Genomic DNA, 21921 nt, shown 5'->3' on the forward strand with positions numbered 1-21921 from the left:
GGTGATCCAATTGGCCTCACTCTTTTTTTAAGGTCGGCGGCATACTGTGATTTATCATCTGACGATAAATCTCAACCCTTCCATCGGTTCTCCTTCTGTAAAGGGTCAGGCCTTTACCCTGTATATAATAGGGTTTGTTTTCTTGGGTCCATTCTACATAGTACTCACCGAATTTTAACGCGTAATCGCCTAATTCGACGACGTTTACAGCTCTGGTCATCAAAGAATCACGACTAGCCCCAGGATCGTAGTGTGCATAGTAGTACTTCGAAATTGCCTCTTTCCCTTTAAATGGTGCATCATAATAGGTCATATAAATGGCATCGTCAGCATAGGTTTCCAGCTGTTTTTTAGCATCCCCTAGTAAAACGGCCTCGTAGACATATCTGCGCACTTCGTCAATTTGTCTTTCCCATACGGTGGAAGGAACAAAAAACTTAGGATCATCGCCCTCAACGTTGACAAAATTGACGTTATCGGCCTCGAAATAGCTTGAAGCTCCCCAAATATGAGCTAGGATCTTTGGGCGGCCTCCCTTTGGTTGTTTCCAGTAAGTCATGTATTTTCCGTTGTAGTCAAAAAGATTTCCTTTGGGGGTTTTATAGCGATGTTCAAAAGTGCCCAATTCAAGGTATAGTTCTCCAATTTGTTGAATTTCAAAGGGTACTTTGGCGTACGAAACAGTCTCCGCTTTGTTAAAAAAAACAGCATAGTAATCGGAAAGGGTATCAAGTCCGTGCAAGGTTTGATGATATTCGGGCAAGAGATAGGCATCAGCATCAAAGATATTTTGTAGAGTTTCCAAACTTTCCGTTCGTAGGACCTCCGCAAACTTTTGACTTTGGCGGACGATAGGCTTATCCGTCTTTGGGTCGCAATTGGAAAAACTCAAAGTGTGCACGAACAGTGCTAAGAAGGGTAACGCGAATACGATTTTAATCATCGGACAAGGATTTATAGGGTTAAAAGATCATCTGTTGGGCTATTCAAAGGGTTGACAAGGAGCTTTTTCATTCGTCTACACTAGTCCTCATAGACTTTACTCGAACAAAAACACCTTCGTAAAAGAGTCCAGTGGGTCGGTTTTTAGCATCAAACTGAACGGAGCGCATTTTATACGCGTCTTTGGCAATCCAATTGTAGGTATACTTACGGTAGGTATGGGCCGGTTCTCCCTCAAAAGTTATTTTTAGTGACAGATTTCCTTCTTCATCTATCGTCCCATTCCCAATCCCTGTTCGAATCTCCCCAAAACTTGACAAGTGGGATACCGCTTTGGTGTTCGGGTTGTATGCCCAGAAAATGTGACCATTGGGTTCTGGTCCATCAATAATGGACAACAGGCTGTTTTCTGTATTCAATTGGCTCGAAATGGTGTGATGGTCCGCTATTTTTAAGGTGTCGGTGGCAGCACCCCAGTTTTGGATCCAGATGTCATTCGCTAAGGTCCATTCCCCCATAAATTTTTTGAAGGGGTTTCGGGAAGATTCAATTGTTGTGAGCAACTCCTTTTGGGAAGGTCTCCCATTTCGTTCAAATACAATCGAGGTCTTTTGTGCTAAGGCAAGACTCGAAACCAACGTGCAGAAAACTAGAGTGATGACCTTCATTCTTCAAAAGGTTGAATGATTTCGTGAAGTGTTGCCCATCCGGTAGGGCTTTCGTCATACCGCTGCAATACCAACAACGTTCTTCCCCTAAATACAAAAGGGTCATCCCCATTCTTAGGAACAAGTCGCAATGCAAAACGCATTTGCTGTATGACCAAGTCTCCTTGATAGATAAATTTTTCCTTTGCTCGCTCGTCTAGAAATTCCAACTCATAGTTGGCCATGGTTTCCTTTAAACCCCTCAATACTTCCTCGCGACCTTTTTGAAGGTTGGTATAGGACAGCGCTTTGGTCACCTGCGGATGATGGTACATCTTAATGGTTTCCAAATCTCCCGATTTAAAGGCTTCCCTCAAAGCCGATCCCGTCTCGGCGACCTGATGCCGCACTGCTTCTTCTTTCGTCAAGCCCGATGAACCGCAACTATAGAGTAGGGCAAGCAACAAAAAGCCCTTTACAATGTTCGTCAGTTTTAAAATCATATTTTTTATGTATTGTTTCCCCAAAGAAAGTAGAAGTTGTTGCTTCTTAAAACTACTATTGCCGAACGGCTTAAAGGAGTTGACAAGCAGGAGAAATTCATCCGTAAGAAGGGGAAGTCGAATGTTCGATCATAAAAATGTGTTTCGTCAAGTATTCTCGGCCTGTTGTCAATTCAAAGGCCTTGACCCAACCGTACTACAGCATTTTGAGTAACTTTAAGCGTTTAGCCGTTGCTATGGGAAAATCGATAGTTGCATTTGTCACCAAATACAAGTTGTACCATCTGTTGTTCTGGTTTCTATACCACTATTTCTGGTGGTCATTGACCAGTGGCAGTGTCATCGAGGCCGCTCAAAACATCTTATTTTCGCCCTACTCCACTAAGTTTCTCTTTTATGTGGTGATGCAGGCACTTGGCGTTTATTTCAACCTGTACTTCTTGATCCCGAAATTTTTGAAGAAAGGCAATTATCTGGTGTATATTCCAGCTTTATTGCTGACGGTCATTTTGACTTCTGCCGGAATTATCGGAGGCTATCATGTGAATGCCATGGTTGTAGGCATTCCCTTTGAGGAACTCTTTAAAATAGCTCCTTCGGAATTCTTCCAATTGTTCAAGGGCAATGCCTTACCTTCTACCTTGGCCAGTATGACCTTGGCCATGAGTATTAAATTGACCAAAAATTGGATGGCATCAGAACAGCACAGAAATACGATCGAAAAGGAAAAATTACAGACTGAACTCAAATTTCTTCGTTCGCAGTTCAACCCACATTTTTTGTTCAATACCATTAATTCCATTTTCGTATTGATACACAAAGACCAAGACAAAGCCTCTATGTCATTGGCCAAATTCTCGGAATTACTGCGGTACCAATTATACCAATGCAATGAACCTTTTATACCATTGGAACAAGAACTGAATTACGTCGAGAACTTCATTGAACTCGAAAAGTTGAGGCAAGATCTCAAAAACATGGAACTGCATGTCGAACTCGATAAATCAACGATGTCGAACCTGCAAATCGCACCTTTTTTGTTGGTTCCCTTTGTGGAAAACGCATTTAAACATGTTTCACACCATAAGACCTCGAAAAACTGGGTCAATATCAAATTAGATGTCCTAGAAAAAAACCTATGGCTCACCGTTTCAAATAGCAAAAATATTTTGACCTTGGCACAGAAGGAGGACGCTAATGGAATTGGTCTCGCCAACGTAAAACGTCGGTTAGAACTACTTTACCCTAATGTTCATAGCCTTGAGATCATACAAGACAACTTAGCACACAAAATACGACTGCAGTTGAAGTTAAGCGATAGGGCAGTTGAGAAAAATCAAATAGCCTGATCAATATGATAAACTGCGCTGTAATCGACGATGAGCCCCTTGCCCGCGAATGTTTGGTACGGTATATTCAAAAAGTGGATTTTTTACATCTGGTCGGCGAAGGAAGCAACCCCACCGAAGTGTACGGTCTCTCTAAAAAGCAGTCCTTGGATTTGATTTTTTTGGATATTCAGATGCCTGTTATGACAGGAATGGAATACTTGAAATCAACCACAGAACGCCCCATAGTTATCTTAACCACGGCCTATCCGAGCTATGCCCTAGAAGGTTTTGAACTCGACGTACTCGATTATATGGTCAAGCCCATCACGTTTGACCGCTTTTTTAAGGGAGCCCATAAAGCAAAAGATTATTTTTTACTTCGCAAGGCGGATGAAAAGAGCACGGAGAAGGAGACAGTACCCGACTACTTCTTTGTGAAATGCGAGCATATCTATGAAAGAATCATAATCGATGATGTGGAATATGTGCAGGCCCTCCAAAACTATGTCATTATTTATACCGCGTCTCAAAAGTATATGACCTTAATGCCCATGAAACGTATTGAGGTAATCTTGGGAACTCCAAAATTTATTAGGGTACACAAATCATATATCGTTGCTGTCGATAAAATACGAACGGTTGAGAATTCGAGCGTCAAATTGACAAAAGAAACGATACCAGTCAGTAGAAGTTATAGAAAAATAGTGTTTCAACATGTTGTCAATACCTCACTTCTGAAAAAATAAATGCGACTTTTATTTTTATAGTGTAGCACAGGGCACACCTAAAAACTTACGCATCATTCTATTGCCCTAACGCCACTTAAATTCATGCTCAATATTTGGATCGGGGCCATTAGTTACTAAAAAGTAATTATTTTTAGTACTGTCGAAGTTTACTTATGGTCTATGAGTAGAGCCGTAGCCCAATAATCCGTATCAGTACTAATGACGTATACCAATCTCCTGTTTTTTTTCGCCACCCTAGGGGTCTTCAATGTTGTCGTCATTGCTGCGACCCTTATCACAAGACGAAAAAATCGCGAGGTGTTCCAAATGGTTTTAGGACTTCTTCTTTTGAGTTTAGCCACACGGGTCGGTGTTTCGTGTTTTTACTTTTTCGAGCGCATCATCCATCCGACCATCATACAGATCGGTATGACAGCCAACGTGCTATCAGGAGTGCTATTGTATGTACTTATGGGAACGGGAAAAAGGAAGCTCAGGGAAATAGATAAACAACAGCTATTTTTGGTGCCCGTGTTATTGCTTGCCTTTGGTCTGATCTATCCTTTCTCGCAGCATTTTCAGGTTTGGGATTGGCGCATACGATTTCTTTTCCATGGAATTCTAACAGCCTACCTCATCGTGGCGGGATTACGACTCAGAAATCAAGATCGTCAGCGTACTAGTGCTTATAGGCCACGGACAAAAAAACTGATTTATATCGTCTTTGTTTTGCAATGCTTATCCTTTGCTACATCCTTATTTGTCAACTACATTCTAGGTCCGGTCTTGTTCTCCCTGATTTTTTACGCGGCCTCCATCTACTATTTTTTTGGAATCGAACAAAACAGAAGAGAAGTTGCCGACCGGTACGCTAACAAGAAAATAGCTGCCAAAGAAGCAACCGCTCTACTCGCCAAAATGGATTTGTTGATTTACGAATCACACTTGTACACGAACAAAAACCTGAAAGTGGCTGATTTGGCACAGCAGATGCAACTAGGCAGACATCAGCTTTCACAGCTTTTGAACGACAATTTGGGCATTGGTTTTTCAGATTATATCAATCGTTTCAGAATAGAGAAATCAAAGGATTTGCTTTTGACAAAAAGAAACCTTTCCATCGAAGGGATAGGGTATGAATCCGGGTTCAATTCAAAATCAACCTTCTTCACCACTTTTAAGAAGTACACAGGCTTGACCCCAAAGCACTACATCGAGAAAAATTCAGTTCAAGATTAGCATATCGAACTCTTTTTTCGAAGCTTTCCGTTTCCTGTCCTACAAAAAATAGTATCATTGAATAATGCGGATGATATCCTCAACAAAATGTAGATTTTTACTCCTGTCCCTATGAATTCAATAGTAAATTACGCCCTATGCCTTTTTACATGCTTATCGATTACTTGCGCCTCTTCGCAAGCAACCGATAGGGGTCAAATCAAACAATTTTTAGATGTAGACTATCTTGAACCGGCAATCCGAACTGATACGCTTCGTATGTTGAATCTCTTTATTCCCCAAAATCAGGAGCAGCCCCCCTTGTTCATATGGATAGGCGGGGGAGCTTGGTCGTATGGAAACAAGGATGAGGAAACCGATTTTGCCCTCAAATTGGCAGAAAAAGGAATAGCCGTAGCCTCTTTAGGGCATCGCTTGAGTCCTGCCATTTGGAGGGATCCTAAACTCAACAGCGGTGTTCAACACCCTGAGCATGCCAAGGATGTGACCAGTGCCATAGCTTGGCTCTGTGAAAATAGTAAGGACTACGGCTTTGACAGCGAAAACATTTTCATTGGCGGATATTCATCGGGAGCGCACTTAGCGGCCTTGGTCAGTTTAGATGCCAAGTATCTTGAAAGTAAGGGCCTATCCCCAAAATTGATCAAGGGTATTATTCCTATTTCCGGGACCTACGACATTGTTGACTACCGAAATGTATTTTTAAATGGGGATAGGCCCGAACTCGCCGTACAGCACGTGGAGGCCGTTTTTGGTGCTGATTACGAGAACTGGATGGACGGATCTCCGGTAAATTATTTGCAAAACCTCTCCAGCCCTATTTTTCTCATCTGCGATAATAGCCTGTACAATTACACCAAGCTGTTCGAAGATCGAATTCGAAAAACCGAATTTAGAAAAGTAACGGTACTGTATGCCTACGACCTGTCGCACGGAGAACTGTGGAGAAATCTTTCCCATTCCGAACGGAGTATTTATCGTGATGCTATTATAGGCTTTATTCAGGGACTATCCGATAGCACCAAAAGCGATTGAAGAACCAAATAGTTTAATATCCCTATGAAAAAAGCCTTAGTTTTCGTTACCCTATTCGTGTTGGGGTTCACTCCTGTAACCGGTCAGGAGACACCGGAGGAGCACAGCGCCGAGCCCATTCAGATCGACAAAGAGCTACTATCAGGTATCGGTCTTCCCAAGATCAAACTCAAGGCGCACCCAGAACGGGAATTCTTCCAGAAAAGGGTGCATCGCGGCCAAGAACTGACCGTTTTCCTACTGTCAAGTGAAACCGCAAAGAACACCTTTGAAAATTTCCCTTTAGAAGAATTTGTCTATTTCATGAACGGCAGGGCCGATATAATGCCTTCCGATAGCTTGGGGTATTCCTTCTATCCTGGTGATTATATTGTTGTTCCCAAAGGTTTTAAGGGCGATTGGACCAATAATGGAGGGAATCGCTATCATCTTGAACTTTCGGTAATTTCAAACGAACGAAGTGATTCAGCGGTAACATCACACCGGAATAAACCCTTTGTTCTGAACAGAGATGTGCTTGCTGGCACTGATATAACGTCAATTGAAATCGACCCATATGTTGACGAACTTTATGCTGGTGTCGAACTGGAAATCAAACAGGTATCAGAAGTCCCAAAAGAGGAGGCGATAAGCTTTCTCGAAAAGGAACAATTTATACACATCCTCAGCGGCAAGCTTGTCCTTACTAGCTTGAGCGGCAAAGAGCATATTTTTTATGCAGGAGACTTTTTTATACTCCCAAAAACCTTTACCGGGATATGGCAAAGTTATGGGGCAGACCTCTTCAGAACACTTAGGGTCACTCAGAAAGGGTAGTTAGTGGATTAGCATTTGGTCATATCATTAACTAAAGAGCATCAACCTTTCAACAATAGTAATTCGCACAAGGAGTCAATATAGCAAATAACTTATGGAACAAGATTCTTTTTCTCTTTAACGTTCAAGTCTAGTAAAAGCAAAATCGTCAGCGAAAAGACACTTATCCAAACTATTGTGGGAATGTTCAGTACCTCAATTAACCACGTTGCGCTAAGAAGTGATATATCCGCAACATAAAGTAGGTTCAAAAAAAGTTCGTCAAGTAATAGAAAACTATAGCCTACTGCAAACAGGATTATTACAACCGTTCTCGTCTTTTTAGAGACCAAGGGCTCAAAATCAGACGCCTGAAGGCGGTTTTCCAAGGCGTCCATTGTTTTCGTCGAAAAGTCATCACAAACTTCCGGGAGCACATTTCTTTTCAGATAATGCTTCAGTATCACATTCATCTCTTCAACCGGTGCAGCCTCTTCTTTTAAAAAGCTGATCACATTTTCCGTAAACTCTGGACTTGGGCCGTCTAGTCTAACAGACTGGATAAGTTCAATAAGGGGTTCGTCTTTTCGCTTCATCTTAAAGTATGGAATTTGATTCATCCCGTAATATGATCTTAAGCTTTTTCCTTAACTTTTTCCGAGCTCGAAATAGCTTTACCTTGATATTGGTTGTCGACAGGCTAGTGATGGCACTTATTTCTTGTATTGTATTTTCGTCAATGTAAAAGAAGGTGATTAAAAGTCCTTCCATAGGAGGTAACGAATCAATAGCTATTTTAATGAATTTTTGTTGCTCTCTGGTTTTAAAATCATCACTCTGCGAATTCGTAATGGTCTGAAATCGCTCTTCATCACTTAGCTCGATACGTCTAGTGTCAATGGCATTCCCACGCTTGTGATATAATGCCGACCTATAGGCAATTGTGTACAGCCATGTAGAGAATTTAGAAGCTTTTTTAAAGTCTCCTATACGCTGATAAGCCTTTATAAAACTCTCCTGGGCTACATCCTCCGCATCGGCAGCATTGCCCAAAACTTTTAAAGCGACCGCATATACCATCTCTTTGTATTTTTCAACGAGATACGTAAATGCGACCAAATCCCCATCTCTAACTTTAGCTACACATTCTAGGTCCTTCTCAAAACTCATCTTATCAATAAGATGCAACTCTTCACCTCTCGGTTACAGTTTTTACAGGATTAGTTTAAAAATAATTTTTATGGTTTTCTGTAACCTCAATCAGAATTCTTGCATCACATAGAAAAACAAAGTGATGAACGGAGACATTATTGTACCCATAACCTTTATAGCTGCCGTATTTGGCATTATTTATCTCTATCTTAAATCAAGACATCTTGAACGATTACACATGATTGAAAAGGGGGTGTCCTCGAATTCGCTGTATAGCAAAACGAAAACACTGGCCGTAACCTTGAAAATCGGTATGCTATGCGTTGGTATCGGCGTCGGAATTCTGATGGGTTATCTCCTCAACTCTATAACAAGCGTGCAAGAGGGGGATGTGTTTTATTCCATCTTCTCATTTCTTTTTGGCGGATTGGCGCTGATTCTAAACTATAAAATCGAGAAAAACAGGATAGATAGGTAGTAGTAGGTAATAAACCGTTGCTACCCTATAGCATGTTACCGCCACTACAGCTGAACGCCAAAACTGTTAAAGGGTTTAACCGTTCGGCAAGAACTATAACAACTCTTAAAAACGCAGGACGTAGCTGCTCTTGGTTTGGGCACTGTGTAGCACTCGAAATCGGCCCTTTACTATGCTGGCGGAGACGAAAGCATCCATACAATAGTGGTCTTAGTATCAAAAAGAGGAATCATCATACGGGTCAATGGAGATAAAGGATATTTACTATAAAAAATTTATCCCAAATCCATTTGATGTCGGCGCCGAAATAATCACAAGAATTCAAACAACAAAACATGAAAAGCAATCAATTTACACCACTTCTTTTAACCATACTACTTGTCATACAAAACACAGTTTCAAATGCTCAAGACAAAAAAGACTTTAGTCAAGGCTATAAAGTAGTCGAACAAGAAATCAATCATCTTTTTAAAGCTTGGAACACTAACAATACACCTGGAGCGGCCGTCGCTGTCATACTAGAAGACACTATCGTTTTTGAAGGTGCCTACGGATCCGCGAGCCTTGAATTTGGCATAAAAAACAGTTCCTCAACACTTTTTAACATTGCTTCAAATTCAAAACAATTTACGGCCTACGCCCTCTTACATTTGGTGGAAGAAGGAAAAGTAGATTTGGACGATGATATTAGAAAGTATATCCCCGAATTACCCGATTTCGGAGAAATGATCAAAGTGAAAACACTGGCGCAACATACACATGGCATACGAGGTATCACCTATCTATTGGGAATGGCAGGTTGGAATATCGAGGATGTGATATCCAGAAAAGATGTTTTAAAACTACTCAGGCAACAAAAGGAGTTGAATTTTTCACCCGAGACGGATTTCTCATATAATAACTCGGGCTACATGCTATTGGCAGAATTAATTGAACGTGTATCAGGGAAACCTTTTCATCAATATCTCGATGAACTCATTTTTATACCCTTAGAGATGAAAAATACTGTCTTGTTTGAGGATAACCAGAAAATCATTCCCAATCTTGCCAGTCCCTATTTTTTTGATGGCACAGGTTACAAAAAGGGAATCCGAAATTCAAAGGACATTGTTGGTAATACCGGTATACGCACGAGTATTGACGACTTATGCAAATGGGTCATCAATTTTGAGAAACCAAAAATAGGAAGTAAAGAATTATTGGATAAATTGGCTCATACGGCCGTTTTAAAAAATGGGGATACCTTGAACTACGCTTTTGGGCAGAAAGTATCTCAATACAATGGCAGAAAGGTTATAAGCCATGGAGGTGCTGATGCTGGTTATAGAAGTCAGGTTCTAAGATTTCCTGACCAAAAGCTGGCCATTATCGTGCTGACGAATGATGGATCATTGAATGCTGATGAAAAGGCATATGCTATTGCGGATATATATCTCGATAACAAAAAAATGCTTGACACCAATACGCCAATTGACGCAGCCCAAAAACCTTTAAGGGTTATCGCTAAAGAAACACTAAAAAAATACGAAGGTAAATTTGAGCTACAACCCGGTTTTATATTGGAGTTCAATGAAAGAGAAGAGCAACTGTACATAACGGCAACTGGTCAGGGAACCTTTCCATTGGAAATGCTTAATGAAGAACAATTTCAAATTAGAAGAATTAGCGCCACAATTACTTTTGTCAAAAATGAGAACGGTGACGTTGATACATTGACCTTTAATCGCAACGGTCAGGATTCTACTGGTAAAAGAATAAAGTTTCACATGGACAATTCGAAGCTCCAAGAATATATCGGTATGTACTATAGTCCGGAATTACGCACGTCTTATGAACTAAAAATTGAAAATGGAGTACTGACCGCTATACATCAGCGGCAGGAAATCACACAATTATCACCTCTTACCAAACAAAAGTTTTCTGGAAATACTTGGTTTTTTGGATCATTAGAATTTGATATCGAAGAAGGTAGTGTTGTCGGTTTTCAAGTAAGCTCCGACAGAGTTCATAATTTAAGGTTCAACAAAGTTGATAAACCATTCCCCTTTTGGTAAACAAGTGCAAATTAGAAACGTGTTTTAGTTCTTATAATGTATGGAAATAAGAAAACTAAAATAGTGCCCTTGAACTCACTTTAACCTAAAGATAGTTCATAGAAAAAGTCCCCTGTGACCCAGAAGCCTTCCGAAGCCCAAATTGAGCGGAGCCGAAATGCACAGGCGGAGAGACTCCCCTCGACTGCGCTCGGGATAAACTTCTCGTCTCTCCCGAGTCGTCTAGAACATGTCACAAACAAAAAAACCTCTCACGAAGAGAGGTTTTTTAACCAAGTACAGGCGGAGAGACTCGAACTCTCACACCTTGCGGCACTAGATCCTAAGTCTAGCGTGTCTACCAATTCCACCACGCCTGCCTATCAACAGGTAAGCTTGCTTGTCCGGACAGTATCCTTTCAATACATTACCTACCTGCAAATCCCAATAAATCGGGGTGCAAATATAAAGCAAAAAATCAATTCTCTAAATAGTTACCCTTCAAAAGTTCTTTTTCTTAAATTTAGTCCTGAAGTAAACTCTTTTTCATGAACAGTCCGAAAGAATATATTGCCCAAAATAAAACCCGTTTTTTAAACGAACTTATTGAACTCCTAAAAATTCCGTCAGTTAGCGCCGACCCTGCATTTTCACAAGATGTTCTAAATACTTCGAAAGCTGTTAAAACAGCATTATTGGATGCCGGATGCGATACCGTTGAAATCTATGAAACCGAAGGATATCCGATTGTTTACGGGGAAAGAATCATCGATGCGGCATTACCCACTGTATTGGTCTACGGGCATTATGACGTGCAACCTGCCGACCCCCTTGAGTTATGGGATTCACCTCCGTATGAACCCGTTATAAAAGAAACGGAAAATCATCCTGAAGGAGCGATTTTCGCTCGCGGTTCTTGCGACGATAAGGGGCAAATGTACATGCATGTCAAGGCGCTGGAATATATGACCAAAACGGACCAACTACCGTGCAATGTGAAATTCATGATCGAAGGGGAAGAAGAAGTGGGTAGCGATAACTTGGGAATCTATGTCGCCAATAACAAGGAAAAATTGGCAAACGACATTATCTTAATTTCCGATACGGGAATGATTGCCAATGATGTTCCTTCCATCACCACCGGTTTACGCGGATTGAGCTATGTTGAAGTGGAGGTGACGGGCCCAAATCGTGACTTACATTCCGGACTATATGGCGGTGCGGTCGCCAACCCGATCAATATCTTGACCAAGATGATCGCGAGTCTACATGATGAAAACAATCATATTACCATACCCGGCTTTTACGATAAGGTAGAAGAGCTCTCGACCGAAGAGCGCGCTGAAATGGCCAAAGCTCCATTTTCGTTACAAGGTTATCAAGATGCTTTGGATATCGAATCGGTATACGGGGAAAAAGGATATACGACCAACGAACGGAATTCCATTCGCCCTACCCTAGACGTAAATGGCATATGGGGCGGATACATTGGTGAAGGCGCTAAAACCGTCATTGCAAGTAAGGCCTATGCCAAAATATCAATGCGCTTGGTACCGCATCAAGATTGGGAAGAAATCACAACACTATTTCAGGTCCATTTTGAACAGTGTGCCCCAAAAGGTGTAAAAGTCAAGGTCACCCCACATCATGGAGGACAAGGCTATGTAACACCAATCGATACCGTAGGATATCAGGCAGCCTCAAAGGCCTACGAGACCACTTTTGGGAAAAAGCCTATTCCACAGCGTAGTGGAGGCAGCATACCTATTGTATCATTATTTGAGGAAGAACTCGGTAGTAAGACCATTTTGATGGGCTTTGGACTGGACAGTGATGCCATTCACTCACCGAACGAGCATTTCGGCGTTTGGAACTACCTCAAAGGAATCGAGACCATTCCGTATTTCTATCACTTTTTTACGGAAATGAAAAAGAGTTAAGAAAAAGGACCGCTTCGCTTTTAGAGGTAAGACCTAAGACCTGATTTGGCTGAAGTTCAATATGGTCTCTGCTGTTAGCTGTGCCGCTTAGGCATCACGCACCTTACCACCCACCCCGACTATATGGAAACCATAAGGCGAGAAACAAGACCGCTGTGCTCCCAGAAGTAAGATACAAGACAACAGGTGAAGTTCAATTATTTTCTACTGTGAGCGGTCCGGCTTAGGCCGCTGACTTCGAGCATCGCGCAATCAACTCCTAACTCCTAACTCCTAACTCCCAACCAATCAGATCTTTTTCACGTACTTGGTAATAATCACGATTTGTTGCGCACCCACCTTTCCTTCAATATATTCAGCGTTTTCACGATCCACGGATATTCTTCTAACAGCCGTGCCTTGTTTGGCAACCATACTTGACCCTTTTACCTTCAGGTCCTTTATCAGCACTACACTATCTCCATTTTGCAAGACCACTCCGTTGACATCACGGTGTATGATAACATCATCGGCATCTTCGCCCTCTCCCATAGCTTGGGCCCACTTTAAGGTATCCTCCTCTAAATAGATCATCTCCAGCAGATCTTGTGGCCATCCTTCCGATTTTAATCTATGGAGCATACGCCATGCAACGACCTTGACCGCCTCGTGTTCATTCCAGATACTATCATTGAGACAACGCCAATGATTGGAATCCGTTGTATCAGGATTCTCTATTTGTCCGATACAGGTTGGGCAGCCCAAGAGGCTACCATCAAGACCTCCTGTTGAAACCGGGGGAACTTCATACACCCTTAAATCATCGGTAGCCGAACACAATTCACATTTAGACCCACTACGTTCTTTTAATTGCTCGGTTACACTCATGACTTGATTTCGATTTTTGCAAACTTATCGCTTTAATTGAAAAGCAGCACCTGTTCTTGGGGGCTATATTTTCTTAAGCTGTACTATAACCCATATTTTTTCGTTATTGACCTACCTACTATGCAAACAAATTCCCAATGTCGATTTCAAAACAAAAAACGGCCCTGTTTTTCAGGTTGAGTATTTCCGTTACCGTATTTAGTGCACTCTTTAAATTCATGCCTTCCGCCTTGATTGTTCTGGGCGCCTTTGGTATGATGGTTTTTCTAAGCCTGCAATTGTATCAAAAAGACAAAAGAGAACCCTTGGATTACGTCCGTCTCCTATTGATTGTGGTCTTTTCAAGCAACTATGCATTCATTCTATTGGGCTTACCTTATGTACATGTACTTACACTGATGACCAAATTGGCCCTTATTGCCTTTCTACTACTTTACATTAAGCAAATCATCACGTCTTTTCAAGATATTACCCAGAACACTACGATGTTGTTAAGTAGTTTTAGCAGGGACGACCTGTCGTACCTACTTGCCGACCTTGCTACGGTCTACATTGTCATCGCCTCTTTATTCAAAATCCTCCATTGGGAAATAGGAATACTAAATGGCAATCTGCTATTGGCCATAGGGCTTTTTTCCGCCTTGATCTCCTTGATCGCCACTTCAAGGGAGTTAGGAAAGTAATGGGCCTACGAACGACATAATCGGGTTAAAATACGGACTATTGTAAGCTATGCTTGCATTCCACTGCTAGAATTAGACCGTATTCAAGGAAAATTTTTTTTATTTCAAAACACCACATAACGATATGTTTATCAGGTAGTTATAAGGTATCCAGGCTTCATATTAGCGAACCTATTTGGGCAATCATTGTACTCTACATTTGTAGAATTAAAATATTTGTTCTATGTTTGTAGAATAAGTTCTAAAAACGTAGAATATGCAATTGTCAAAATCGGAAGAAGAGTTAATGAACATTCTTTGGAAGCAAAAGAAAGCGTTCATGAAAGATCTTTTGGAAGCTTATCCGGAACCCAAACCTGCAACCACAACGGTCGCCACCCTTTTGAAACGAATGACGGACAAGGGCTTTGTCAACTACAAGGCGTTCGGAAGGTCTCGCGAATACTTTCCTCTGGTCAAGAAGAAAGACTATTTTTCGAAACATGTTAACGGACTGATCAAAAACTTTTTCAATGGTAGTCCGGGACAATTTGCCTCTTTTTTCACCCAAGAAACCAACTTAAGTAAAGTGGAATTGGAAGAGCTAAAGACTCTAATCGATAATGAAATTAAAAACCTGCCCAAAGGCAAGAAAACTGAATAATCATGTTGATCTATATCTTCAAGTCCGTCGCCTGTATGGCCATTTTATTTGTCTTCTACAAGTTACTACTGGAAAAGGAAAACATGCATGTTTTCAAAAGGTACTATTTGCTTCTGGCCTTGGGAGTCGCTCTACTCATACCTGCTCTAGTTTTTACCGAATACGTCACGGTAGACCCTGTACCCTATGTTGACATTCAGCAACCTACGTCGCCTGCCGATTACGCACCTATCGGTGTACCGGAGGCCCTAGAAAAAGATGTTCTGGATATTGCCCCCCTACTTTGGGGCATTTACCTTATCGGATTCGTTTTCTTCGGATTGCGATTCATCAAAAACCTCAGTCAGATTGTTGGGCGCATTCGAAAAAACCCGAAGCAGAAATCAACCCGTTTTGTTCATGTATTATTGCAGGAGCGCTTTCCACCACACACCTTTTTCAAATACATTTTTTTGAACCGGAAGAAATTGGAATCGAATGAAATTCCGAAAGAAGTGTTGTTACATGAAGAAACCCATGCCAAAGAACGCCATAGCTGGGATGTTATATTCATTGAATTGCTTCATGTGGTTTTCTGGTTCAACCCCCTGGTATACCTATTTAAAAAAGCCATCAAACTCAATCACGAATTCCTCGCCGATCGCGCGGTATTGAACAAAGACATTGACGAAGCCACGTATCAAAATACACTACTATCGTACTTATCACCCGATAGTGAGCACAAATATCAGTCAAAGATGGCCCATGCCATCAATTATTCATCCATCAAAAAACGTTTTACAGTCATGAAAAAAAACACCTCAAAAACATCGTTTCTTCTGCGAAGTTCACTTTTACTACCCCTACTGGCGTTACTGCTTTTAGGGTTTAGCGAAACCAAATTCATAGAAGTGCAGTCAACCGAAGCCATTGAATTAGAAGAAAAATCTTCCTCCGAAAAATCGCTCAAGCACGATGAATCGGACAGAAAGTATAATGATGTATCAACAGAAAATAGGACCGACTCTCTTTCGGAACCCCTGTATGACACGACGACCGAATCACAACGCCAAAATGTCGAACCCTTGACCGAGCAGCTGTCAAAGAACAGGACCCCAAAAAATGTCATTTTATATATACACAAGAATCAAATACTACTAAATAATCAGGCGGTTTCCTTAAACTCTTTTTCAGAAACTATAGATCAGCATACTAAAAACTGGGAAGAGACCGATTACACCTCCGCTATCGTTCAGGCCAATCATAGCGACACACCAGTTTCCTTTTTGCAAAAGGTAGAGGATGAGTTCAAAAAAACCCATCTTTCCAAAGCCAATTCGCAAATGAAATTATTCCCAAAGGGCTATAAAAGCGAAAGAGTTCAAGATGGCGCCTCACGAGAACTGATGAAGGAATACAACAAATTGGCAAAGCATTACAATGACATGCCTAGAAATCATATGAAAATCAAACAAAAGGATGTTGATCGTCTCGAGTACATCTACAGCCTGATGTCAGAGAAGCAAAAAGCGGATGCCGAACCGTTTCCAGATTTTCCCGAACCCCCTGCCCCACCTGCTGCCCCAAAGGCGCCCAAGGCCAAAAAAGAAGCAAAAGAGCATCATCCGCCAAAACCTATTGAACCCAAAAACGTAAACGAACGAGAAGAAGCAGCGATGGTCATTCAAAAAGTCATCGCGGAACAAGATCCGTACGATATCAATACGAACGTCGCCTATTTAGCGAAAAGTCCTAGCGCGCTCCCATGGGTACAGAATCATCCTACTCCTGCAGTTCTCAATTACCGTCGAACAGAACCAAAAATAGACAGTCAGTACTCTGACCAAATTCAACAGCCCGAAGGAATTCAACAACCTCCATCCCCACCAGAGCCACAATCACCGCTTGACCACGTTATCGAAATGGCGAAAAAAGGAGCTACCTTCTATTTTGAAGGTGAGAAGATCACGGCCGACAAGGCTATTGAGCTTTTGAAAAATAATAAAAGCCTCAATATCGATTCAAGGGGGCATAAGGGTAAAAATCCTCAAGTGCGGATTTCCAAAAACCCAATTATCATCGATTAAAAAACAACGTCACGAACTTGGTTACAAAGCTCTCATTTTGAGGGCTTTTTTGTAACAAAAAGGGACGCATATATACTAATCAATACAAAATCGCAGTTACCCTTATATATCCTTTCGGATACTAGTGTTCATCAATCAAAATCAACTGACATGCTTCAAAACTTCTTTATTCTCTGTTCAGGAGCCGATTCATCCATTTTAAAAAACTGTTCGGAAGGAGAACAAAATAAATATGCCGGAATCGGAGCCACCGTATTCTTTACGACGGTAATGGCCTTTATCGCAAGTAGTTATGCCCTTTACACGGTTTTTGATTCTCTTTTGGCAGCCATTTTCTTTGGATTGATTTGGGGCTTATTGATTTTCAACCTTGACCGCTTTATCGTATCCACCATCAAAAAAAGGGATGGTATGGGCAGTGAACTGCTACAAGCCACCCCGCGAATCATTCTTGCCGTTATTATTGCCATCGTCATCTCAAAACCCTTGGAGATGAAGATTTTCGAAAAGGAGATCAACCAGGTATTGCTGGAAGAAAAAAACGCAATGACCTTGGAAAACAAAGAACAACTGGCACTTCAATACACCCCCACCGTAGAAAAACTAAACCAGGACATCGCGGGTTTGAAAAATGAAATTTCAACAAAAGAAGCGGAGACCAATGCCCTATACGATACGTACATTTCAGAAGCCGAAGGTAGGGCAGGTACGATGCTCTTGGGCAAGGGACCGGTATATGCCGAAAAACGGGAAAAGCACGATACGGCCCTGGCCGAGTTACAGCAACTCAAGGAAGCCAATACGGTCAAAATTTCCGGAATTGAAGCTCAGATCGCATCGTTGAACACGGAATATGCCGAAGTGGTCAAAAATTCACAGCCGATTATCGATGGTTTCGACGGGTTAATGGCCCGAATAAATGCTTTGGACAAACTGCCTTGGCTGCCTTCTTTCTTTATTTTTCTACTGTTTTTAGCCATCGAAACTTCTCCTATTATTGCAAAATTATTAGCACCTAAAGGGGAGTATGACCTCAAATTAGAAGATGAAGAAAGTACCCTTAAAACTTGGGTGCAACAAAAAGTGCAGCAAAGAGAACAGGTCTTAGCAACGGACACCGCTTTAAACGTGAAAATCTATACCGAACTTAAAGAGGAAGAAGCGGTGTACGCCTACAAGAAACAAAAGGCCGAAGAGCTTCTAAAGCTTCAAGCCGATGCATTTCAAGAGTTACAGATCAAGAGCTTATAGCGATACCTTTCTTTATCGCCTTTTTCTTAAGTACCATCTAACATGAACAGGCCACGATTGCACCTGACATTCGTTGCCCTTTGCGGCACGCATAAGTCTTCCTTATTCTATTTTTTCGCTGTAAGTAAGGCAATCCAGTCTTGACCGGTCGCGGGTGGTAGCCCCAAGGAAACCTCGTTTCCACCCATTACCGTTTGTATGGATCCGTCTTGTAAAGCCCCCCCATTGAGGGGATCGAACCACTTCACCTCAAAGGTACTTTCGACTCCCATTAAATTTAGACGATGTGCTTCGGAATCTGGTATATATACGGCATAAATCGCTCCTGGTTTATACAAACAATACCCATCTGCGGGACTCACGAGAGAATGATCGGCCTGCATTTGCCAATACGGCAAATGGTTTTGGAAAAAGTCCATAGCGTGTTTGGTCAACTCCCAGAGTCTGTCTCGCGTCCTCCAATCTTCCGTATTCAGATCATTGTATCTATTGTTCGCCCCGAAATACCATTCCACTCCAGCGGCACCGGACAATAGTGTTCCCCAAAGCACATACCGTCGTAACGAATCGTGATTCGGTGTGATCGCATCAGCTTGTGCGCCGGTATGCCACATCCCGATTTCATCCATAGTAATCATCCAAGGATGTCCGGTATCGGAAGATTTTTGCTTCCATTCGGCGACAACCGCGGCAGCACCCTCCCGTTTATCCACTTGTAGGGAAAGCCCATCTAGGTTTTGAAATCCAACAATGGAATCGAGAATAAGGCTGCGATAGGGCTCGTGCGAATGGGTATGCAGCAAAATAGGATGGTCGTACGAGTCGATTTCCGTTAGAAAGTCGGTCATCGCCCTACGCTGTGCATCGTTCTGGGAAATAGGTGTAAACTCGGCATAGCCATTTTCCTCTCCCAAATTAAAGTGCATCCCCAAATGGTGTCCAAACCGTGCGACCAACTCCCGAAAATAGAGCTGTCGTAACGGCCCCGTATCGCCCCCATCGAGCATCGTTTCATTCTCCGTTTCCTGCAGTACCATATGCAATAAAATTCCCTTGGATTGCATATGCTGAAAAAGAATTTCCCATTGGTCTAACTTGCTTACATCAAAGCGTGTGAAATCATCAGGAGCCACATAGGGCCAGACATCCTTGCCATCACCTTTGATATTCATGGTCAAGAAATAGGCTACGTTCATTCCTTTTGAGGCCAGATAATTCATTGCCCCGATCAACCCCTTGCCCTTTCCGTTTTTCCAAGTCGGGTCACCTTCTTCCCAATCACCGATGTGCGGGGCATAACTATGTATGGTATCATTGGTTTTCGCTTCGCCATCTTCATTGGAACTTTGCAAACGATAGGTGTCATCAAAATCTTCGTAGGCCAATAAATTCTCCGGGCTATCCGCGCCTCCTTTGATCCAATACTTCCCTGAGCCCTTAAACCTGAAGTAGCCTTTATCGTTTACCAAGCGACCGTGTGCCCTAAGGTCATCTCCCGTTTTATCCGAAGGTGTTACCATAAACGCTCCTGAAGCATCTTTTACTTCGACTAAAGTTCCCCCATCTTCACTTAAAGCAATGCCATCACCTTTATGTAACTGTGCCGAGTAGCTCCATTTTCCAATCTTATCCGGTGTAAACCGTACCTGCCAAACGTTTCCTGAGCTGGCACTGGTCTCTGCCGCATTACCATCGGCCGCATAAAATCCTCGAATTTTATATTCGGCGCCTTCATGTTGAAAGATAACCGTAAGCCTATAGTCTAAAAATGGATTCTCTTCAGCGGTTTCAGAAGTTGCAGGGCCCTGAAAGGGTAAAGTTATGGTATGCCATTGCTGGTAATCCGTCAATGTAGTTTCCTTCTCGCCAGGGGCACAATTCAAAAATAGGAAGGCTAGTAAAAGCGTGCTGATCTTTTTCATACAAACTGATTTTTTTCATTTCTAATAGACAAAGAGGTAAAAGCGACCCAGCCTAATATACAGGTTTCAATTATTCTTTGGAACAAACCGATATAGGGACCGGTTGGATCCGTGAACAAAACCCAAACAAAAATGAGGGCTATGGTTCCACAGATGAGCGAAACCCTTGACAAAAGCGCTACTGAAGACACCCGTTTTAGGGAAACTCCGATACCGATCATGGCCAATGGTGCAACGATATAGGTAAAAAAAGCGGAAGCATTATGAATAACCTGGGCCAGGCTGACACCCTCTATATCTGTCGGGCAACCAAAGTCACAGGGAAATAGGGCGACCGTAATCGTACCTAATCCATAGAACACGGCGAACGCCCAGAATCCTATTCTAATGGATTTCGACTTGGGCAATACAGACGGCACTACAAGGCCGAAAATGAACAAAAGAAGGCCGCTGATGATATATATTACCCTTAAATAGCCTGTGTTCGGCACATCGGTCGCAAAACTTTCGCTGATGTATTGGCTTATAAAACTATAGCCTTCTATTTGCAGACCGCCCAAAATGCTGGACAGGGCGAAAAGGAACGCACCTAAAAATCCACATAAAAAAATAAGTTGTCTTTTCATTTGCATTCAATTTCCCAAAATTCGTCGCCATAGACTTTGCAAGAGGCCTTCGGCATCCGAAGGTCTCTTGGGCGTTTCCACAACCTTGAGCCCATTTGAGGTTTTCACAAGTTCGTACGAGAACGCGAACCGCTTTTCATCTTTTTTTAGGCTCAACAATCCGAAACGAAGGTCATTGAAAAAGAGCTTCCCATTTTCTTTCGAAACGGTATACCAACCTTCGGCAATTTCGATTAGACGAAGCACTTTGTCATTTTTTTTCAAATCGCCCAAGAGCTGACGGTTTTTGGGGTACGATGTAAATTGTATCGGTTTGGTATCGAAAAAAGAATAATTACCGATCAAATACGCATCTTTGACCGCAATGTTCGCCGTCCATAGCACGGTGCTGAAGGGCGCTGGCCGAATATCCATTTCTTCATAAGCAAGACCCTGAGCTGCGAGGGCGTTGCTAAATTGTTTAAAAGCAATCCCTTTTAAAAGAAGTGTGGTCACCAGATAAACACTACTTATAATCAAGCCCAAACGATTCAGCCTCCTTCTTTTAGGAGATGTCCTTTTTTGAAACATCGCCAGCACCAAAAAAATCAAAAAGGGAAGCGTATAAAGGGGATCAATAACAAATATATTCTGGAACGCCAATCGTGTTTTGAACGGCCAGAATAATTGTGTGCCCCAAGTGGTAAAAGCATCAAGTACCGGGTGGGTAAAAAGTCCCCAAAACATGAGCCGTGACCAGTCTTTCCAATCCGCATTCGATTTGGGGTTCAATTTCCAGATCAGCCATCCAAAAATGGGCGCGAACAAGATTGAAAAAAAGATAGAATGACTAAAGCCTCGATGCCATTCGGTCGCGGTAACCGTATCGACAAAGTAACGGGCCAATACATCCAAATCAGGAATAGTACCTGCGATGGCTCCGTAAAGCATGGCCTTGTTACCCACTTTCTTACCTAAAGTGGCTTCGCCTACGGCGGCTCCTAAAACTATTTGGGTCAATGAATCCATTAAACTGTTATGGGATGGTCAAGGTTAAAGAA

21 protein-coding genes and 1 tRNA gene are annotated in these 21921 nt (G+C 42.1%); 12 read left to right on the top strand and 10 right to left on the bottom strand.

The window, feature by feature from the left end:
• Positions 1–16: 16 nt before the first annotated feature.
• From ACKWCA_RS01330 to ACKWCA_RS01340, 3 genes are all read right to left on the bottom strand, one after another.
• Positions 17–943: a YybH family protein gene (locus ACKWCA_RS01330; protein WP_413976331.1), complete on the bottom strand. Its 927-nt coding sequence runs from the start codon at positions 941–943 to the stop codon at positions 17–19.
• A gap of 67 nt (positions 944–1010) precedes the next feature.
• Positions 1011–1610 (bottom strand): hypothetical protein, encoded by a 600-nt coding sequence (locus tag ACKWCA_RS01335; protein WP_413976332.1) that lies wholly within the window; start codon positions 1608–1610, stop codon positions 1011–1013.
• Positions 1607–2092 carry a Cif family virulence factor gene (locus tag ACKWCA_RS01340; protein ID WP_413976333.1) on the bottom strand — a complete coding sequence of 162 codons (486 nt, stop codon included), beginning with the start codon at positions 2090–2092 and terminating at the stop codon, positions 1607–1609. The genes ACKWCA_RS01335 and ACKWCA_RS01340 overlap by 4 nt, the downstream gene beginning before the upstream one ends.
• 236 nt (positions 2093–2328) lie before the next feature.
• Here ACKWCA_RS01340 and ACKWCA_RS01345 point away from each other — a divergent pair, with 236 nt between their 5' ends.
• The 5 genes from ACKWCA_RS01345 to ACKWCA_RS01365 all read left to right on the top strand — a co-directional run bounded on the left by ACKWCA_RS01345 (position 2329) and on the right by ACKWCA_RS01365 (position 7241).
• Positions 2329–3441, top strand: a complete 1113-nt coding sequence (locus ACKWCA_RS01345; protein WP_413976334.1) for a sensor histidine kinase — start codon at positions 2329–2331, stop codon at positions 3439–3441.
• Positions 3442–3446: 5 nt separating this feature from the next.
• Entirely contained in the window at positions 3447–4169 is a 723-nt protein-coding gene (locus ACKWCA_RS01350; protein ID WP_413976335.1) for a LytR/AlgR family response regulator transcription factor, read from the top strand.
• A 201-nt stretch (positions 4170–4370) separates the two neighbouring features.
• Entirely contained in the window at positions 4371–5390 is a 1020-nt protein-coding gene (locus ACKWCA_RS01355; protein ID WP_413976336.1) for a helix-turn-helix domain-containing protein, read from the top strand.
• 111 nt (positions 5391–5501) lie between these two features.
• Positions 5502–6425, top strand: coding sequence for an alpha/beta hydrolase (locus ACKWCA_RS01360; protein ID WP_413976337.1), 924 nt, complete (start codon positions 5502–5504; stop codon positions 6423–6425).
• A 24-nt stretch (positions 6426–6449) separates the two neighbouring features.
• A complete protein-coding gene (locus tag ACKWCA_RS01365) occupies positions 6450–7241 on the top strand; it encodes a cupin domain-containing protein (protein WP_413976338.1) in 792 nt (263 codons plus the stop codon).
• A 92-nt stretch (positions 7242–7333) separates the two neighbouring features.
• Here ACKWCA_RS01365 and ACKWCA_RS01370 read toward each other — a convergent pair whose 3' ends face one another.
• Positions 7334–7816, bottom strand: coding sequence for a hypothetical protein (locus tag ACKWCA_RS01370; RefSeq protein ID WP_413976339.1), 483 nt, complete (start codon positions 7814–7816; stop codon positions 7334–7336).
• Position 7817: 1 nt separating this feature from the next.
• Positions 7818–8390: an RNA polymerase sigma factor gene (locus tag ACKWCA_RS01375; RefSeq protein WP_413976340.1), complete on the bottom strand. Its 573-nt coding sequence runs from the start codon at positions 8388–8390 to the stop codon at positions 7818–7820.
• A 124-nt stretch (positions 8391–8514) separates the two neighbouring features.
• Here ACKWCA_RS01375 and ACKWCA_RS01380 point away from each other — a divergent pair, with 124 nt between their 5' ends.
• Both ACKWCA_RS01380 and ACKWCA_RS01385 read left to right on the top strand, forming a co-directional pair.
• On the top strand, positions 8515–8850 hold the full coding sequence (locus ACKWCA_RS01380) for a DUF6249 domain-containing protein (protein WP_413976341.1): 336 nt from the start codon (positions 8515–8517) through the stop codon (positions 8848–8850).
• A 335-nt stretch (positions 8851–9185) separates the two neighbouring features.
• Positions 9186–10904, top strand: coding sequence for a serine hydrolase (locus ACKWCA_RS01385; protein WP_413976342.1), 1719 nt, complete (start codon positions 9186–9188; stop codon positions 10902–10904).
• A 277-nt stretch (positions 10905–11181) separates the two neighbouring features.
• On the opposite strand, the gene ACKWCA_RS01390 is transcribed toward ACKWCA_RS01385, so the two are convergent.
• Positions 11182–11263: transfer RNA gene (locus ACKWCA_RS01390), tRNA-Leu, on the bottom strand.
• Positions 11264–11431: 168 nt separating this feature from the next.
• Here ACKWCA_RS01390 and ACKWCA_RS01395 point away from each other — a divergent pair.
• The gene (locus ACKWCA_RS01395) at positions 11432–12823 is read left to right on the top strand and encodes a dipeptidase (protein WP_413976343.1); all 1392 of its coding nucleotides are present in this window, start codon (positions 11432–11434) and stop codon (positions 12821–12823) included.
• Positions 12824–13111: 288 nt separating this feature from the next.
• Here ACKWCA_RS01395 and ACKWCA_RS01400 read toward each other — a convergent pair whose 3' ends face one another.
• Complete coding sequence (locus tag ACKWCA_RS01400) at positions 13112–13690, bottom strand: PhnA domain-containing protein (RefSeq protein WP_413976344.1); 579 nt, start codon at positions 13688–13690, stop codon at positions 13112–13114.
• A 137-nt stretch (positions 13691–13827) separates the two neighbouring features.
• On the opposite strand from ACKWCA_RS01400, the gene ACKWCA_RS01405 reads away from it, so the two are divergent.
• The 4 genes from ACKWCA_RS01405 to ACKWCA_RS01420 all read left to right on the top strand — a co-directional run bounded on the left by ACKWCA_RS01405 (position 13828) and on the right by ACKWCA_RS01420 (position 18333).
• The gene (locus ACKWCA_RS01405; protein ID WP_413976345.1) at positions 13828–14373 is read left to right on the top strand and encodes a hypothetical protein; all 546 of its coding nucleotides are present in this window, start codon (positions 13828–13830) and stop codon (positions 14371–14373) included.
• A gap of 256 nt (positions 14374–14629) precedes the next feature.
• Positions 14630–15016, top strand: coding sequence for a BlaI/MecI/CopY family transcriptional regulator (locus ACKWCA_RS01410; protein WP_413976346.1), 387 nt, complete (start codon positions 14630–14632; stop codon positions 15014–15016).
• A gap of 2 nt (positions 15017–15018) precedes the next feature.
• Positions 15019–17082, top strand: a complete 2064-nt coding sequence (locus tag ACKWCA_RS01415; RefSeq protein ID WP_413976347.1) for a M56 family metallopeptidase — start codon at positions 15019–15021, stop codon at positions 17080–17082.
• Between the two features lie 150 nt (positions 17083–17232).
• Complete coding sequence (locus ACKWCA_RS01420) at positions 17233–18333, top strand: DUF4407 domain-containing protein (protein WP_413976348.1); 1101 nt, start codon at positions 17233–17235, stop codon at positions 18331–18333.
• A gap of 107 nt (positions 18334–18440) precedes the next feature.
• On the opposite strand, the gene ACKWCA_RS01425 is transcribed toward ACKWCA_RS01420, so the two are convergent.
• Genes ACKWCA_RS01425 through ACKWCA_RS01435 form a run of 3 tightly spaced genes read right to left on the bottom strand, consistent with a single transcriptional unit; the run spans position 18441 to position 21889 of the window.
• Entirely contained in the window at positions 18441–20255 is a 1815-nt protein-coding gene (locus ACKWCA_RS01425) for a DUF5060 domain-containing protein (protein WP_413976349.1), read from the bottom strand.
• On the bottom strand, positions 20252–20881 hold the full coding sequence (locus ACKWCA_RS01430; protein WP_413976350.1) for a DUF998 domain-containing protein: 630 nt from the start codon (positions 20879–20881) through the stop codon (positions 20252–20254). The genes ACKWCA_RS01425 and ACKWCA_RS01430 overlap by 4 nt, the downstream gene beginning before the upstream one ends.
• Before the next feature lie 6 nt (positions 20882–20887).
• The gene (locus tag ACKWCA_RS01435) at positions 20888–21889 is read right to left on the bottom strand and encodes a metal-dependent hydrolase (RefSeq protein ID WP_413976351.1); all 1002 of its coding nucleotides are present in this window, start codon (positions 21887–21889) and stop codon (positions 20888–20890) included.
• Positions 21890–21921 lie beyond the last annotated feature (32 nt).

It is taken from the genome of Maribacter corallii, assembly GCF_047345415.1.
Lineage (GTDB): Bacteria > Bacteroidota > Bacteroidia > Flavobacteriales > Flavobacteriaceae > Maribacter_C.

Bases quoted from the DNA above. Each gene is read 5' to 3' on its own strand.
- ACKWCA_RS01360 (WP_413976337.1), top strand. From the start codon at position 5,502: ATGAATTCAATAGTAAATTACGCCCTATGCCTTTTTACATGCTTATCG.
- ACKWCA_RS01355 (WP_413976336.1), top strand. From the start codon at position 4,371: ATGACGTATACCAATCTCCTGTTTTTTTTCGCCACCCTAGGGGTCTTC.
- ACKWCA_RS01365 (WP_413976338.1), top strand. From the start codon at position 6,450: ATGAAAAAAGCCTTAGTTTTCGTTACCCTATTCGTGTTGGGGTTCACT.
- ACKWCA_RS01370 (WP_413976339.1), bottom strand. From the start codon at position 7,816: ATGAAGCGAAAAGACGAACCCCTTATTGAACTTATCCAGTCTGTTAGA.
- ACKWCA_RS01435 (WP_413976351.1), bottom strand. From the start codon at position 21,889: ATGGATTCATTGACCCAAATAGTTTTAGGAGCCGCCGTAGGCGAAGCC.
- ACKWCA_RS01400 (WP_413976344.1), bottom strand. From the start codon at position 13,690: ATGAGTGTAACCGAGCAATTAAAAGAACGTAGTGGGTCTAAATGTGAA.
- ACKWCA_RS01405 (WP_413976345.1), top strand. From the start codon at position 13,828: ATGTCGATTTCAAAACAAAAAACGGCCCTGTTTTTCAGGTTGAGTATT.
- ACKWCA_RS01380 (WP_413976341.1), top strand. From the start codon at position 8,515: ATGAACGGAGACATTATTGTACCCATAACCTTTATAGCTGCCGTATTT.
- ACKWCA_RS01395 (WP_413976343.1), top strand. From the start codon at position 11,432: ATGAACAGTCCGAAAGAATATATTGCCCAAAATAAAACCCGTTTTTTA.
- ACKWCA_RS01335 (WP_413976332.1), bottom strand. From the start codon at position 1,610: ATGAAGGTCATCACTCTAGTTTTCTGCACGTTGGTTTCGAGTCTTGCC.
- ACKWCA_RS01340 (WP_413976333.1), bottom strand. From the start codon at position 2,092: ATGATTTTAAAACTGACGAACATTGTAAAGGGCTTTTTGTTGCTTGCC.
- ACKWCA_RS01385 (WP_413976342.1), top strand. From the start codon at position 9,186: ATGAAAAGCAATCAATTTACACCACTTCTTTTAACCATACTACTTGTC.
- ACKWCA_RS01420 (WP_413976348.1), top strand. From the start codon at position 17,233: ATGCTTCAAAACTTCTTTATTCTCTGTTCAGGAGCCGATTCATCCATT.
- ACKWCA_RS01415 (WP_413976347.1), top strand. From the start codon at position 15,019: ATGTTGATCTATATCTTCAAGTCCGTCGCCTGTATGGCCATTTTATTT.
- ACKWCA_RS01430 (WP_413976350.1), bottom strand. From the start codon at position 20,881: ATGAAAAGACAACTTATTTTTTTATGTGGATTTTTAGGTGCGTTCCTT.
- ACKWCA_RS01410 (WP_413976346.1), top strand. From the start codon at position 14,630: ATGCAATTGTCAAAATCGGAAGAAGAGTTAATGAACATTCTTTGGAAG.
- ACKWCA_RS01330 (WP_413976331.1), bottom strand. From the start codon at position 943: ATGATTAAAATCGTATTCGCGTTACCCTTCTTAGCACTGTTCGTGCAC.
- ACKWCA_RS01345 (WP_413976334.1), top strand. From the start codon at position 2,329: ATGGGAAAATCGATAGTTGCATTTGTCACCAAATACAAGTTGTACCAT.
- ACKWCA_RS01425 (WP_413976349.1), bottom strand. From the start codon at position 20,255: ATGAAAAAGATCAGCACGCTTTTACTAGCCTTCCTATTTTTGAATTGT.
- ACKWCA_RS01350 (WP_413976335.1), top strand. From the start codon at position 3,447: ATGATAAACTGCGCTGTAATCGACGATGAGCCCCTTGCCCGCGAATGT.
- ACKWCA_RS01375 (WP_413976340.1), bottom strand. From the start codon at position 8,390: ATGAGTTTTGAGAAGGACCTAGAATGTGTAGCTAAAGTTAGAGATGGG.